This window comes from Sunxiuqinia dokdonensis (assembly GCF_001270965.1).
Classification (GTDB): domain Bacteria; phylum Bacteroidota; class Bacteroidia; order Bacteroidales; family Prolixibacteraceae; genus Sunxiuqinia; species Sunxiuqinia dokdonensis.
Window position 1 is genome coordinate 1 of sequence record NZ_LGIA01000222.1, and the last position, 15,461, is coordinate 15,461.

The 15,461-nt window shown below is 46.2% G+C and carries 11 protein-coding genes; 6 read left to right on the forward strand and 5 right to left on the reverse strand.

The window, feature by feature from the left end:
* Positions 1-1,547 (reverse strand): family 43 glycosylhydrolase (locus NC99_RS21030; protein ID WP_082326630.1); only part of this gene is annotated, 1,547 nt, incomplete at its 3' end.
* A 379-nt stretch (positions 1,548-1,926) separates the two neighbouring features.
* Between NC99_RS21030 and NC99_RS21040 the strand changes: the two genes are divergently transcribed.
* Entirely contained in the window at positions 1,927-3,738 is a 1,812-nt protein-coding gene (locus NC99_RS21040; RefSeq protein ID WP_053188842.1) for a glycoside hydrolase family 2 protein, read from the forward strand.
* Positions 3,739-3,770: 32 nt separating this feature from the next.
* Here the strand turns inward: NC99_RS21040 and NC99_RS21045 are convergent, their stop codons facing one another.
* The 4 genes from NC99_RS21045 to NC99_RS21060 form a co-directional block, all read right to left on the reverse strand.
* The gene (locus NC99_RS21045) at positions 3,771-4,094 is read right to left on the reverse strand and encodes a hypothetical protein (RefSeq protein ID WP_053188845.1); all 324 of its coding nucleotides are present in this window, start codon (positions 4,092-4,094) and stop codon (positions 3,771-3,773) included.
* A 593-nt stretch (positions 4,095-4,687) separates the two neighbouring features.
* The gene (gene feoB, locus NC99_RS21050; protein WP_053188848.1) at positions 4,688-6,784 is read right to left on the reverse strand and encodes a ferrous iron transport protein B; all 2,097 of its coding nucleotides are present in this window, start codon (positions 6,782-6,784) and stop codon (positions 4,688-4,690) included.
* A 6-nt stretch (positions 6,785-6,790) separates the two neighbouring features.
* Positions 6,791-7,045, reverse strand: a complete 255-nt coding sequence (locus tag NC99_RS21055) for a FeoA family protein (RefSeq protein WP_204375083.1) — start codon at positions 7,043-7,045, stop codon at positions 6,791-6,793.
* A 262-nt stretch (positions 7,046-7,307) separates the two neighbouring features.
* The gene (locus NC99_RS21060) at positions 7,308-8,729 is read right to left on the reverse strand and encodes a Gfo/Idh/MocA family protein (RefSeq protein WP_053188851.1); all 1,422 of its coding nucleotides are present in this window, start codon (positions 8,727-8,729) and stop codon (positions 7,308-7,310) included.
* A 274-nt stretch (positions 8,730-9,003) separates the two neighbouring features.
* On the opposite strand from NC99_RS21060, the gene nagB reads away from it, so the two are divergent.
* The 5 genes from nagB (at position 9,004) to NC99_RS21085 (ending at position 15,443) form a co-directional block, all read left to right on the forward strand.
* Complete coding sequence (gene nagB, locus NC99_RS21065; RefSeq protein ID WP_053188854.1) at positions 9,004-10,914, forward strand: glucosamine-6-phosphate deaminase; 1,911 nt, start codon at positions 9,004-9,006, stop codon at positions 10,912-10,914.
* Between the two features lie 10 nt (positions 10,915-10,924).
* On the forward strand, positions 10,925-12,037 hold the full coding sequence (locus NC99_RS21070; RefSeq protein WP_053188857.1) for a phosphotransferase enzyme family protein: 1,113 nt from the start codon (positions 10,925-10,927) through the stop codon (positions 12,035-12,037).
* Positions 12,018-12,656, forward strand: coding sequence for a carbohydrate-binding family 9-like protein (locus NC99_RS21075; RefSeq protein WP_053188860.1), 639 nt, complete (start codon positions 12,018-12,020; stop codon positions 12,654-12,656). Before NC99_RS21070 ends, NC99_RS21075 begins: the two co-directional genes overlap by 20 nt.
* 94 nt (positions 12,657-12,750) lie before the next feature.
* Positions 12,751-13,839: a LacI family DNA-binding transcriptional regulator gene (locus NC99_RS21080; protein ID WP_053188862.1), complete on the forward strand. Its 1,089-nt coding sequence runs from the start codon at positions 12,751-12,753 to the stop codon at positions 13,837-13,839.
* A 116-nt stretch (positions 13,840-13,955) separates the two neighbouring features.
* Complete coding sequence (locus NC99_RS21085) at positions 13,956-15,443, forward strand: potassium/proton antiporter (protein WP_053188865.1); 1,488 nt, start codon at positions 13,956-13,958, stop codon at positions 15,441-15,443.
* Positions 15,444-15,461: the final 18 nt, after the last annotated feature.

The window sequence follows — 15,461 nt, forward strand, 5'->3', positions numbered from 1 at the left end:
TTGATCAGTTCCACATTTTGAATGTTTACAAAGTCGTTGGTTTCGCCTTTTGAAACCAAGCCCCACCGGAAACCCATACCCCAAGGCACATAGCCCGACGCATCGACAGAATCAGCAATGACATCCCACTGATCGCCATCAGATACTGAAAACTGTAACAGGTCTCCGTTTTTCACATGCATTTTCAACTTAATTAAGTCGCCATACCGGTTTGAGGGAACCGCCTCGTACACATTTTTTTCTTTTCCTGAGGTAATCCAAACCTCAACCAAATCGTGGCCGGCTGTAATCCCCAGGCCGGCCATGGGCGCTCCAAAACCGTTGTTGGTTGCGCCAATCAATAAGATACCACCTTTCACCGCTTGCCCACTCCGACTCAAATCGATGGTAGCGGTTACCTCAAAATTCATCGATTTAACAGGTTGTGCCAGCAGGCTTCCCAACAGGTCGTTTTCGGTTGAGGCGGCCAGCATCAATCCGTTTTCGCCGGTGGCATAGCTTAGTTTCTGGGTGGCCCGCCATTGCCAGCAGGGTTCCAGTGCCTTCGAAAAATCATCGTAATAATCAATCCGGTTATTTTCCAGCGTCATTTCTGTTGTACGCTCAAAATCGGGCCAGTCATCATCCGTCCAGTGGATTTTTTCCAACAATCCTTCGCGCCCAATGTAATCGCCTCCCACTGTTTTGTATGAGTGAAACAGCAGGTAATAATCGCTTCCCTCCTGGAACACATCACCGGTGCCTGGACATTTCCAGATTTCGTTGTCTGTCATAATCGGGTTGGCCCCATACTTTTCCCATGGCCCCAGTAAATTTTTCGATCGGGCCACGCCAATTTCATAATCGCAGGTGATGTCGCAACAGTTCCCTCCCGAATACAACAGATAGAAATAACCGTCGCGCTCGAAAATACAAGGCCCTTCGACAATTTCGCTTTCCCACTGTTGGTCGTTTCGAATCAGCTCGTGTTTTTCACCGTATACTTTTTTTCTATCTTCGGATATGGGCTGCGCATAAATAATGGAAGGCTGACCGGGTGAATAAACTTCTTTCCAAATCAAGTAAAGTTTGTTATCCCGGTCCCGAATTTCAAAAGCATCAATGGTTTCAATATTTTCAGAAATAATCAGCGGCCCGTGATCCGTAAATGGTCCTTCCGGGGTATCGGCACTGGCCACAGCAATGGTAATCTTATTCGTCAGCTTATCCCGCCCGGTGTAATACACGTACAGTTTTTCCTGCTGCTCGTCGTAAGAAAGCTCTGGTGCAAAGAAATTTTGATGGGCCCAATCCGGTGCTCCACCCGGAAACACATAGGATAGCAGTTCCCAATTATTCAAATCGTTGGCTTTATAAATAGGAAATAGCGGAGACCATTCGTTGCTGGTGGCCGAAGCGTAATAAGTTTCACCAATTTTCACCACCGAAGGATTCGGGCTATCTCCCGGCAAAACAGGATTCAATGCCCCTCCCGGCTTTTCGAATGAACATGCACACAGGATGACGACACACCCCAAAAACAACAAAACTCTTACACTTACTTTCATTATTAACGAAACAATTTTAAAACTTCCCATTTTTGTAAAAGTCAGACTTTCTCTAAATCCATACAACTGCAACGAAAAAGGTACTCACTCACCCACTCTTTTTTTTGCCCCAAAAGTAGAATCAAAATTGCATATTTCCATTCGGAAATGAAAAGGCACTTTTTTTTGGGGTATTGCTAAAAATAAAACCTCAGGCGGAGCAAATGTCAGAGCCAGACTGTTCCACGCGTACCTGGCATCCAGGCCTGACGATATTTCACCCTTAAACATCGTCAGGCATGAGTAAAACCGGGCATCATCTTGTATCAGAAATAGAATCTCAAAAACGACTTTGAATAGACATATAATTATATCAATGAATCTCAAATTATTTAGAAAGATGAAAAAAACAATCCTACTAATTGCACTAAGCTTATTCTTAGGAAGTTCATTTGCCCAGTGGAGCCCGGCAGGTGATAAGATTAAAACGAAGTGGGCCGAAGAAATCGATGTAAACAATGTTTTGCCGGAATATCCTCGCCCAATCATGGAACGGGCCGACTGGAAAAACCTGAACGGATTGTGGGAATATGCCATCAAAAAAGTGGGGACATCAGAACCAGCCAATTTCGATGGCCAGATTTTGGTTCCCTTTGCTGTGGAATCAAGTCTTTCAGGCGTTCAAAAACGTGTGGGCGATGACAATGAGCTGTGGTACAAACGCTCATTCACCGTTCCTTCAAACTGGAAAAACAAAAAAGTACTGCTTCACTTTGGTGGGGTCGACTGGAGATCAGACATCTGGGTAAACGACGTTAAAGTAGGAACGCACGAAGGTGGTTATGCCCCTTTTTCATTCGACGTGACGCCATTCCTGAATAAGTCAGGAGACCAGAAGTTGGTCGTGAAGGTTTGGGATCCAACAGACAGAGGATACCAGCCACGCGGAAAACAAGTGAACCGTCCCGAAGGAATCTGGTACACACCGGTAACCGGCATCTGGCAAACGGTTTGGCTGGAGCCTGTGGCCGAAAAACACATTGAGTTTGTGCGCACCACAGCCAATATCGACCGAAACAGTGTGGCTGTTGAACTGCAAACAAGCGGAACCAACTACGCCGACCTGTACCAGGTTGAAGTTTTTGATGGCAACACAAAGATTGCAACGGTCAAAGCATCGGCTAAGCAATCGATCGACATCGTTATTCCTGATGCTAAACTGTGGGATACCGACTCGCCATTCCTGTATGATCTGAAAGTTAGCTTGTTGAGCAATGGCAAGGTGGTTGACCAGGTTGACAGCTATTTTGCCATGCGTAAGGTATCTACCCGCCGCGATAAGCACGGCATTGTCCGTTTGCAACTCAACAACAAAGATGTATTCCAATTTGGTCCGCTCGACCAAGGCTGGTGGCCCGACGGCTTGTACACCGCCCCAACGGACGAAGCACTGAAATACGACATCGTAAAAACCAAAGAGTTTGGCTACAACATGATTCGCAAACACGTGAAAGTGGAACCAGCCCGCTGGTACACGCATTGCGACCAATTGGGAATTTTGGTGTGGCAGGACATGCCCAACGGCGGTCACTCGCCCCAATGGCAAATGCGCAAATATTTCGATGGAACGGAACTCAAACGCAGTGCCGAATCGGAAGCCAACTACCGCGCCGAGTGGAAAGCCATCATGGATTTCCTGTACTCCAACCCATCCATTGTTTGCTGGGTTCCGTTCAACGAAGCTTGGGGACAGTTTAAAACACAGGAAATTGTGGAATGGACCAAAGCTTACGATCCCAGCCGTTTGGTTAACCCGGCCAGTGGCGGTAACCATTATCCTGTGGGCGACATGCTTGACCTGCACAACTACCCACATCCTGAGCTTTACCTGTACGATGCGCAGCGCGCCACCGTTTTGGGTGAATACGGCGGTATTGGCTTGGCCCTCGAAGATCACCTTTGGGCAACCGACCGCAACTGGGGATACGTTCAGTTTAAAAACAAAAAAGAAGTGACCAACGAGTACGTGAAATACGGCAAGCAATTGCTCGACTTGATCAACGCCGGATTCTCCGCAGCAGTTTACACCCAAACCACCGACGTGGAAGGCGAAGTAAACGGCCTGATGACTTACGACCGCAAAGTCATAAAAATTGAAGAAGACCGGGTTCGCCAGATCAACCAGGAGATCTGCAACTCGTTGAACGACTAATTCAGAAAAAGACAGGTTTAGTTTTTTATTGTTTAGATTAGTGCCAGCCACAGCCTTAGTTGAAAACACTGGGCTGTGGCTTTTTTTTGATCCGGAAGGAAGAAAGTGAGTGTTTCGATTCTCCATACTGCCAGCTGACCTTCAAGCTTTTTAAGAAACTTGAAGGTCTGTAACAACCGGCAATTCCCACGAGCCGGGTCGCCAAGCATCAACGAGCGGTAGCTAAACCAAAAGGAGACGTAGTCAACGATAAACGAACGGTAGTTAATCGTAAACGATAGGTTGCCAACAGTAAACGACAGGTAGTTAAGAATAAAGAACAGGTTGCACGCGACAAACGAACGGTTGCCAAGCATAAACGAACGGTAGCTAAACGTAAAGGAGGCGTAGTCAATGATAAACGAACGGTAGTTAATCGTAAACGATAGGTTGCCAACAATAAACGACAGGTAGTTAAGAATAAAGGACAGGTTGCCAACGACAAAGGAGAGTGTCTAAAAAAACTGTGTAAGTAGGATTAACAGATCGTCATGAAATATACGTCATTAATTCTTGCCCGGTCAGGATAAAGTATTTTAAACTGGTTTGCAATAAGCGGCCATTTATTTATCGACACTGTCCAGAAAATTGGGCCGCCCGTTAGCAAAATTCAACATCACAGCGGAAGATGAGAGGCCCTGCTCAAAATTCAGTGCTCACCACTGTGGAGATGCACGGCAGCATTCGTAAAAATGGATCTGACAGCTTTGTTTTTTACAGGATCAGTCCGGTCAATGGCAGCCGCTACAACCGCTATCTCCGCAATCGGAGCCGTTCATTTTTTTATTCTTCTTAAAAAAGTACTTTTTAACTAAGAAAAAAAGGGCCCCGGCCAGCGCCAGGTATACCAGTATATTTTGTATGCTCCACATCTTTAAACTGTTTTCAGGTTATATCTGAAACGAATAAATTACTTCAACAATTGGAAGGCAATCATCGACGCCAGGTAGGCGAATCCGGTCATCAACACCAATTGAATTAAGGGCCATTTCCAACTGTTGGTTTCCTTTTTGACAACCGCCAGCGTACTCATACACTGCATGGCAAAGGCGTAAAACAGCAGCAAGGAAATCCCCGTCGGAAAAGTAAATAATTTCTCTCCCGTTCTGGCGTTCGTGTCGGTTGACATCCGCACTTTGATGGTTTCCTCCTCATCGCTTCCCACGCTGTAAATGGTGGCTAGGGTTGCCACAAAAACTTCGCGTGCTGCAAACGAAGTGACCAGGGCAATGCCAATTTTCCAGTCGTAGCCCAGCGGACGGATCACCGGCTCAATGGTGTGACCCAAAATACCAATGTAGGAATGCCGCAACTGGTACGAGGCAATGGCTGTTTCCATCTCCTCGTCGCTGAGTTGGGCGTTTTCAACCTGTGCACGAACAATTTCATCGGCCTTGTAAAAATCGTCGGAATAACCATTGGAGGCCAAAAACCACAAGACTATGGAAATGGCCAGAATAATTTTACCGGCTCCAAAAATGAAGCTCTTCGTTTTTTCGATCACCGTATATAGCACATTCTTGGCCAGGGGCAACTTGTAAGCCGGCATTTCAATCACAAAAAAGGTGCGGGCCTTGTTTTTAAGTATTTTATCGAGAATGAAGGCGGAGAAAACAGCCATCGCGAATCCCAGTGCGTACAAGCCCATCAGGGTTAATCCTTGCAGGTTAAAGCCAAGAATGGTTCTGTCAGGTATGACCAGCGCAATAATGATCAGGTAAACCGGCAGCCGCGCCGAGCATGTGGTAAAAGGGGTGACCAAAATCGTAATCAACCGTTCTTTCCAGTTTTCAATGTTTCGTGCGGCCATCACCGCCGGAATGGCACAGGCGGTTCCCGAAATCAGGGGAACAACACTTTTGCCGCTCAGCCCAAAACGACGCATGACCCGGTCCATCAAAAACACAATCCGGCTCATGTAGCCACTTTCTTCGAGCAAAGAAATAAACAAAAACAGGAAAGCAATTTGCGGGATAAAAATGACAATGCCGCCAATGCCTGGTATGATTCCTTCGGCCAGCAAACTGGTAAACGGGCCGGCTGGCAAATGGTTGCCTGCCCATTCGCTTAAACGGACAAACGACTCGTCGATAAAATCCATCGGAACGCTGCTCCAATTGTATATGGCTTGAAAAATCAGCAGCATCACCAGAAAAAAGGCCACATAACCTCCTACGCGGTGGGTCAAAACCCGGTCGAGCAAGCTTCGCCAGTCGGTTGCTTTTGAGCTGTCAACCTGATAAACATCCTTTAAAAACCGGTTGATGAACAAGTAGCGGGCAATGGTCTCCTTTTGTTGCAAACGCTTGATTTCGGGCGTAGCCCTTTCCGAGTAATTGTTGACACTTTGTAGTTCGTCATCAATCTTTGTCAGCGGCACATCCTGCGAAACAACCAGCCAAAGCGAATAAAGATCCTGCTCAGGAAAAGCTTGCTGCAAACGGTCAAAGTAATCGTGGTCGATATCAGCCATATGGATGGTTTTTGAAACCGCTAAGCTTCGGTAATCTTCCAGCAGGTTTTTCAGCTGTTCAATCCCGGTTCGCTTCCGCGAGCTGACCAACACCACCTTCGACTGAATTTTCTTCTCCAGCATCGCCACGTCCAAGCTAATTCCGCGGCGCTCCATTTGGTCGGCCATATTGACCACCAGGATGGCCGGAATCTGAAGATCCTTGATCTGTGTAAACAGAATTAAATTGCGCTTGAGGTTCTCGACATCGGCTACGACAACCGCCACATCGGGATAGTCCTTTTTGTTCTTGCTGAGCAAGGTTTCAACCACCAACTGCTCATCGGCCGATGAGGCATTCAGGCTGTAGGTGCCGGGCAAGTCGACGACGTGCGCCTTGGTTCCATTAGGCAACCGACAAGTTCCTTCCTTTTTCTCAACCGTGATTCCCGGGTAATTCCCAACTTTCTGGTTTAAACCTGTTAACAGGTTAAAAATCGATGTCTTTCCGGTATTTGGATTCCCAATCAGGGCAACATTCAATGGTTTGCTCATGCCAACTTACGACAGTTTTGTAATTTCGATTAAGAGAGCTGTCTCTCTTCTGATGGCCACATTGTTTCCGTTAATATTCAAATACAATGGATCTTTAAATGGCGCGAGCTGAATGACTTGAACCTCATTCCCCGGCAAGCAGCCCATTTCCTGAAGTTTAACCGGAATTTGATCGACCGAAAAATTTCCAATAATTCCCTTTTCGCCTCGTTTGAGACTGATAATGGTATCCTTTATCATGGACTGGTCAACATTTATCATAGCCGTAATTTTTACTTAAAACAACATTGGCGGCAAACGGTTGCAAAAAACCAATGCCTGCGATGATTCGCTAAAGTCTGTTCTTTTGAAACAGACAAAAGTAAGTTTGCGGCAATAAAAACACAATCCCCTTTTCTTGTGATATTGAATGGCCCGCTTCCTGTTTTCACGGCCCGGCCTCCCTTAAAGTAATGAGAAAAAAAATACCGGTTCAAGATCATATTTTGAACCGGTATCGGAATTGAGTAGTACGGTAGAAAAACTAAAAAACACCACGCACATTGGTGGTGCCACCACCTTCAAGTGTGATTGAAACCGGCTTGTTCTCTTTCCAGTTTCCATTCGTAAAATCGGGCACATCAATGGAGTTCGAACGGTTAGCCACCGACCATTCCGTAAGCGGTGTAATCACGCTCCACAAGGCAGCATCATACACATCCTGATCCAGCGGAAGTCCGTTGCGCAGGCAGTCGATTAAACGCCAGTCCATCATAAAATCCATGCCACCATGGCCGCCCACTTTTTTGGCCATCTCCCCTACTTTCAGCACAATTTCAGGCGTGTATTTCTCTTCCAAAGCTTTTATTTCGGCCTCATCCACCCAACTGTGTCCAAACGAAATTTTTGCAGGTGACGGATATTTGCGGGCAATTCCCTTGGTTCCGCTCAACAGGTGAATGCGCGAGTACGGCCGCGTGGAAGTCACATCGTGCTGCACCATGATGGTTCTGCCCTTGTGGGTTTTAATCACTGAGGTATTCATATTTCCGCGGTAGTCTTTCCCGCTAAATTCTTTAAAAAACGAATCGTCGGCTGCCAACTCGCGTGCACGTTCAGCCATCTGAAAATCAGCCGACGACATGGCCACCAGGTAGTCCATCTGGTCTCCGCGGTTAATATTCATGGCCTGACAAACCGGCCCCAAACCATGGGTTGGGTACAGATTGCCATCCCGGTAGTTTTCTTTCAGCCGCCACATATCGTAGTAAGCGTTTTTGTCGAAATTCAGATCAACCAGGTTGTGTATGTAAGCGCCCTCGCCGTGAACAAGCTCGCCAAACAAACCCTGACGGGCCATATTCAAAGTCAGCAGCTCGAAAAAATCGTAGCAACAATTCTCCAGCATCATGCAATGTTTCTGCGTCCGCTCCGAAGTTTCAACCAGTTCCCAGGCCTCATCCACAGTTTTGGCCGCCGGCACCTCAACGGCCACATGCTTGCCTTGCTCCATGGCATAAACAGCCATTGGCGTGTGAAAATCCCAAGGGGTGCAAATATACACCAGGTCAATCTCATCGCTGTCGCACAAAGCTTTCCACGAATCTTCTTTCCCGTAGTATTCTTTGGCGGCTGGCAGGCCGGCATCCTTCAATCGTTTCTGCGCATCCTTCACTTTGTCCTCGCGAATATCGCAGAATGCTTTGATTTCAACACCTTCAATATGCGACATCCGAACGGGTGCGCCCGAACCACGCATGCCCAAGCCAATAAACCCAACGCGTACAACCGGCAGTTTGGGAGCAGCATAATTACACATGTTAAACCGTCCCGAAGTTTTTCGCCGGGAACGGTTCGGATATTCAATCCCTAAATTGTTATTCGACCAGGCTGAAACTCCCGTCATGGCTAAACCAAGCCCAAGGGTTGTGCGTTTCAGAAACGAACGACGATCATTTTTTTCCATTTTCTTTTTATTTAGAAATTAATGCTTTGAAATTTGCTTTCTTCAGGACCAATCAGATACGCCACCGGCAAAAGCTCATTATTGCCAATTTACGTGATTTTGCAAATTGAATTTTACAAATATATTAAAAGATGTGTGCACGAACACACATTTTTACTAAAAAACTTTTTCCATCGAAAAATAGCTACTATTTTAGCACCGTCAATCCGACAAATAATAGTCAATAATAAGAGAAACGCAATAGATTAAGACACTTCAAAAATTCGATAAACTCATGAATACAAAAAACTTATCTACATCGAGTGAAAAAATACCACTACGTATTTTCAATGACAAAGAAGAAGGTTCGGTTTATATTGCCAACCAAATTGCGGCTACAATTAAAGCCAAAAATGAGCTGGGTCAAAAAACCGTATTGGGTTTGGCGACGGGTAGTTCTCCACTCCGGATTTACCGCGAACTGATTCGGATTCATCAAGAAGAAGGCCTGAGTTTCAAGAATGTCGTGACTTTCAACCTGGACGAATACTACCAGGTAGAGCCTGAAAACAAGGAAAGCTACCACTACTTCATGTACGAACACTTTTTCAATCATATCGACATCAATCCGGAAAACGTCCACATTCCAAACGGCATGTTATCGCCATCTGAAATTGACGAATTCTGCCAGGAATATGACCGCAAGATTGCTGCCCTGGGCAACATCGACATTCAGCTGTTGGGCATAGGACGTTCAGGACACATCGGTTTTAACGAGCCTGGTGCAACGGACACCACCACCACCCGGCTGGTCAAACTCAATAAAATTACCATTGATGATGCTGCAGAAGCATTTGATGGCGAAGAGCATGTTCCACTTCGGGCCATTACCATGGGGGTCAAGCCCATCTTGAATGCCAAGAAAATTTTCATGGCCGTTTGGGGCGAATCCAAAGCCGAAATTCTGGCCAAGGCGATCGAAGGTCCTGTTGGAAGTGATGTTCCGGCCTCCTACCTGCAAAAACACCCCGATGTGCTTTGCATTGCCGACGCGCCCGCGGCTTCAAAACTCAGTCAGTTTCAAACGCCCTGGCTGACCAACTTTTGCACCTGGGATAGCCACATGAAGAAGAAGGCGGTGATCTGGCTTTCGCATAAAACCAACAAACCCATGCTCAAGCTGACGGATAATGACTACAAACAATGGGGCCTGGCCGATTTGTTAAAGACTGCCGGTTCGGCCTACAACATCAACATTGAAATTCACAACCAAATTCAGCAAACCATCACCGGATGGCCGGGCGGCAAGCCAAACACGGACGACAAAGTGCGGCCCGAACGCTCCAATCCGTACCCCAAACGATCCATTGTTTTTAGCCCGCACCCCGACGATGATGTCATTTCAATGGGCGGAACTTTAATCCGCCTGGTTGACCAGGGACACGACGTGCACGTGGCATATCAAACATCTGGCAACATTGCTGTGTTTGATGACGACGCCCGCCGGTTCACGGATTTTCTGCTCGGATTTTCAGAGAAATTTAATATCGCTGAAGCCGAGATTCAAAGCCTGCACCAGGAAATTGTTGATACCATTAAAAATGCTGAAAGAGAATCAAACAGCAGTGAAAATGTTTTAAAAATAAAAGGATTGATCCGTCGTGGCGAAGCGTCGGCTGCCTGTCGCTTTTGCGGAGTGAAAGACGAAAACGCCCACTTCCTGGAAATGCCGTTCTATGAAACGGGGCACGTCGCAAAGAAGGAATTATCCGATGCCGATATTGATATCATTGTTAATCTTCTGAAAGAAATAAAACCACACCAAATTTTTGCTGCCGGCGATCTGCATGATCCGCATGGAACACACGCAGTTTGTCTAAATGCCATTTTCAAAGCCATCGACCGGCTGAAATCGGAAGAATGGATGAAAGACTGCTATGTTTGGCTCTATCGCGGCGCATGGCACGAGTGGAATATTGAAGATATTGAAATGGCCGTTCCCATCAGCCCGGAAGAGTTGATGAAAAAGCGAAAAGCCATTTTCAAGCACCAGTCGCAGAAAGATTCACCGGTTTTCCCCGGAAAGGACAAACGCGAATTTTGGCAGCGGGCCGAAGATCGGAACCGCAACACAGCCAAACTATACGACAAGCTTGGCTTGACGGAATACGAAGCCATCGAAGCCTTTAAAAGGTACAAATTCTAAATTTCGGAAAATGGATAACAACAAAATAAACGCGATCGTTGCGCATTTTGAGGTGAAAGGTGAAGTGAGCGACCTGCAAACATACGGTTCAGGCCATATTCACGAAACCTATCGACTAAAAAACAAACAAACGGATCAGCCCGACTATATTCTTCAAAAGATTAATCACAGCATTTTCACCAATGTCGATGCCCTGATGCACAACATTGAAACGGTGATTGATCATTTGCAGCTGAAAGGAAAAAGCGCGGCTTCGCAAGACACCCTGTCGCTGGTGCGAACCAAAGCGGGGAAAAGCTACGTTCAAGATGCCGATGGCAGTTACTGGCGGATGTACCTGTTTTTGAAGGGAACAAAAGGTTACGACCTGATAGAAAATGACAAGCAAGCCCGGGAAGGTGGCCGGGCTTACGGCCAGTTCATCGCCGACTTGTCTGACCTCAACCCGAGCAAAATTCATGAAATACTGCCTGACTTTCACAACATTCAACACCGGTTGAATCAGTTGGATGATGCCATTGCCCGCGATCCGGAACAGCGACTGAAGGACTTGAACCCGGAAATCGATTTTGTAAAGGCCCGAGCCGAGCGGATGAAAACGATCAAACAAATGGGTGACGCCGGAAAACTGCCGCTTCGCATAACACATAACGACACGAAGTTCAACAATGTGCTGCTGAATGAAAAAGACGAAGCCCAATGCGTAATCGATCTGGACACCATTATGCCCGGCTATATCGCCTTCGATTTTGGCGATGCCGTGCGCACCATTATTAATACGGCCGAAGAGGACGAAAAAGACCTCGAAAAAATCCAGCTCAACATGGGATTATTCAAAGCTTTTGCTGATGGATTTATTGAAAAAACACGGACCATTCTGAATGAAGACGAAGTTGATTCACTGTCTCAAAGCTGCTTGTTGCTCCCCTACATTATGGGCGTTCGTTTCCTGACCGACTATATTGACGGCGATCACTATTACAAGATTCATTCGCCACACCATAACCTGCAGCGGGCCCGGGCACAGTTCGAGCTGGTGAGGAAACTGGAAGGAAAATTTGATGATATACAACAAACCATTCAACACATAAGCGAAAAACACCATGCAACTGGAAATTCCTAAACTCAATTTTACCGTTCATCATACCCGCGAACTGAAAACTGTTTTTGAGGCGTTACCCCATATTCCGCTGGCTTGCTTTTCGTGGGACACGCCAAGCTCAAAACCTGAAGTTGGTTTTAAAATTGCGCACAACAATGAATCGGTATTTTTACACTACCAGGTTCGCGAGGAGCAAATACTGGCCCGGTACAACCAACACAACGACCCGGTTTACACTGATAGCTGTGTTGAATTCTTTATCGCCTTCAACGACGAAGCAAACTATTACAATTTCGAGTTTAACAGCCTGGGAACCTGTTTGGCTGCCTGGGGCCCCGATCGCAACCAGCGAACGCCAATTGCCCCGGACTTGCTCAATCAGATTCAAACCAGAACAACAATCAGCAGGCTGAATCAGGGACAGTCACCTCGTTTTGAGTGGCAGATTTGTATTCAACTGCCGGTTTCAACTTTTATTCACAACAAAATCAGCGAACTATCAGGCAGCAGTGCACGAGCCAATTTTTATAAATGTGGTGATGATCTTTCGGAACCCCATTTTGTCAGCTGGAAAAAGATTGAAACCAGCACACCTGATTTTCATCAACCGGCCTTTTTTGGACAATTGTCTTTTTTATAAAGCGCGTTTAACACCACGACAAAGGGAAATTGGCCGTATGCAATCTAAGATTAATCAGTATTTTTGCACCGTCACCTTGCTGATTTAGCTTTTTATGGAGAACAAGGAATCAAATAAAAATATCGTCAGAATAAAAGACATTGCCGAGAAAGCCGGTGTATCAACCGGAACGGTCGACCGGGTACTGCACAACCGCGGGCGGGTTTCCGAATTGGTACAACAACGGGTTTTGGCCATTGCCAAGGAGTTGAACTACGAGCCGAACATGCTGGCGCGGGCACTGGTTTCGAAACGCGAATACCGGATTGCCGCCTTGGTTCCCGACGCTTCGCTCGATGATTTCTGGGAAGGCCCAATCCAGGGTATTCAAAAAGCCGTCACCGAACTTCGCCAGTACGGACTAACAGTCAGATATCATGTATTCAACCAGTTCAATGTTGATTCTTTTAAAGCAGAAGCTGAAAATATTTCTGAGTTAAACTACGACGGCATCTTGCTGGCTCCCCTTTTTTACCGCGAATCCTTAACATACCTCAACCGGTGGAAATTGCAGGGAACACCGTTCAACCTGTTCAACACACACATTCCCGACTATGAACCGCTGGCTTATATTGGCCAGGACTCGTACCAGAGCGGCGTGCTGGCGGGCAAGCTGCTGCATTATGGTTATCCGGGAACCGATCCGGTAAGTTTTGTTGTTGCCCATATTGATGAAGATGTGGCCAACTCGTCGCACCTGATTAAAAAAGAACAAGGCTTTATGGATTACTTTGAACAGGCGCGAAATCCAAATTTCACCATTGTGCGGGCCGATTTGCAGAACAGTAAAAACAAAGAATCTTTTGGGCAACTGTGGGATGAACTGCTCCAAAATAATCCAAACACCAAAGGAATTTTCGTCAGCACCTCGAAAGCTTACACGGTGGCCAATTACCTGCAAAGCCGACCAAACCTGAATCTGCGATTGGTTGGTTACGACTTATTACAAAAAAATCTGAATTACTTAAACCAAGGGGTGATCAACTTTTTGATTAACCAAAATCCCAAAGGCCAAGGCTATTATGGTATTCATTTATTGATTGATCACCTTGTTTTCAAGAAAAAAATCAATCCAATCAAATACCTTCCCCTGGATATCATCACCAAAGAAAATCTGCATTATTACGTTGAATCGGAACTTTAAGGCTCAAAAGGTTTATTTGTTCTTCAATAAAAAAAACACAAACATTTTGATCGAACGGGGCATCAACCATTCAACTAAAATGGCATCTTTGTGTTTAGCAATAAAAAAACGATTGAATGAACATCACCATCGAGAATATACTTTTAGTCGGCTCCCTGCTACTCTTAATCAGCATTCTGATTGGTAAAACTTCGTACCGTTTTGGAATTCCCACCTTGGTTTTGTTTTTGTTTGTTGGAATTTTGGCCGGCTCGGAAGGAATCGGTAAGATCTATTTCGATAATCCCCGGCTGGCCCAGTTTATTGGTGTTGTTTCGCTCAATTTCATCCTGTTCTCCGGGGGCCTGGACACCAACTGGAAAGCCATTAAGCCGGTGTTGTGGCAAGGAATTTCGCTGTCCACGCTGGGCGTTTTGCTGACTGCTGTTTCGCTGGGAACTTTCGTGTGGCTGGTCACCGACTTCAGCATTTATGAAGGCCTGCTGCTTGGAGCCATTGTTTCATCAACCGATGCCGCCGCCGTATTTTCGATCCTGCGCTCAAAAAATCTGGCGCTTAAAAATAAACTGAAACCGACCCTTGAGCTCGAAAGTGGGAGCAACGACCCAATGGCCTACGTGTTGACCATTGCTTTTTTGGGTTTAGTCGTCAATCCTGAACAGAGTATTTTATCGGTAATTCCCCTGTTTTTAAAGCAAATGATTATTGGTGGTTTGGCCGGGCTTGCTTTTGGAAAACTCACCAAATTTATCGTCAACAAAATACAGCTGACCTACGAAGGCATTTACCCGGTGCTGGTTATTTCTCTCATGTTTATTACTTTTTCGGCGACTGACTTTATTGGCGGAAATGGTTTTCTGTCCATATACATCTGTGCAGTTTACCTGGCCAACCACGACTTCATACACAAAGGAACCATCATCAAAATGTTTGACAGCCTGGCCTGGCTGATGCAGATTGTGCTGTTCCTAACCCTGGGCCTGCTGGTTTTCCCTTCACACATTCTGCCGGTCATCGGTATCGGGCTGGTCATCTCCTTGTTTTTGATATTAATTGCCCGACCCGTGAGTGTGTTTCTGGCCTTGCTTCCTTTTAAAATGAAGCCCCGCAGACGATTTTACATTTCATGGGTTGGACTGCGCGGCGCCGTTCCGATTGTTTTTGCCACCTATCCGCTGCTTGCCGGAATTGAGAAGGCCGATATGATTTTCAATATCGTCTTTTTCATCTCCTTAACTTCGGTCCTGCTTCAAGGCACAACGCTCAACCTGGTGGCCAAGTGGCTGCATGTTTCGTTGCCGGAACAAGTCAAGCCGGAAGATCCACTCGACACCTTCCTTTCGGAACAAGCCAAAAAGGTGATGCAGGAGATTACGATTTTGGAAGATGGATTTGCCAGTGGCAAAAAAATTGTGGACTTGCACTTTCCCCGAACGGCGCTTATTGCCATGATCAACCGAAATAAAGAATACCTGACCCCCAACGGATCGACGGTGATTGAACCCAACGACATCCTCATCATTTTGGCCGACACACAACAAGCGATGGATGAAGTGCATGAGGCCCTGCAAACCACTCCCGAACAAAAAGCGACAGACGATTAATTTTCAACCGGCATCAGC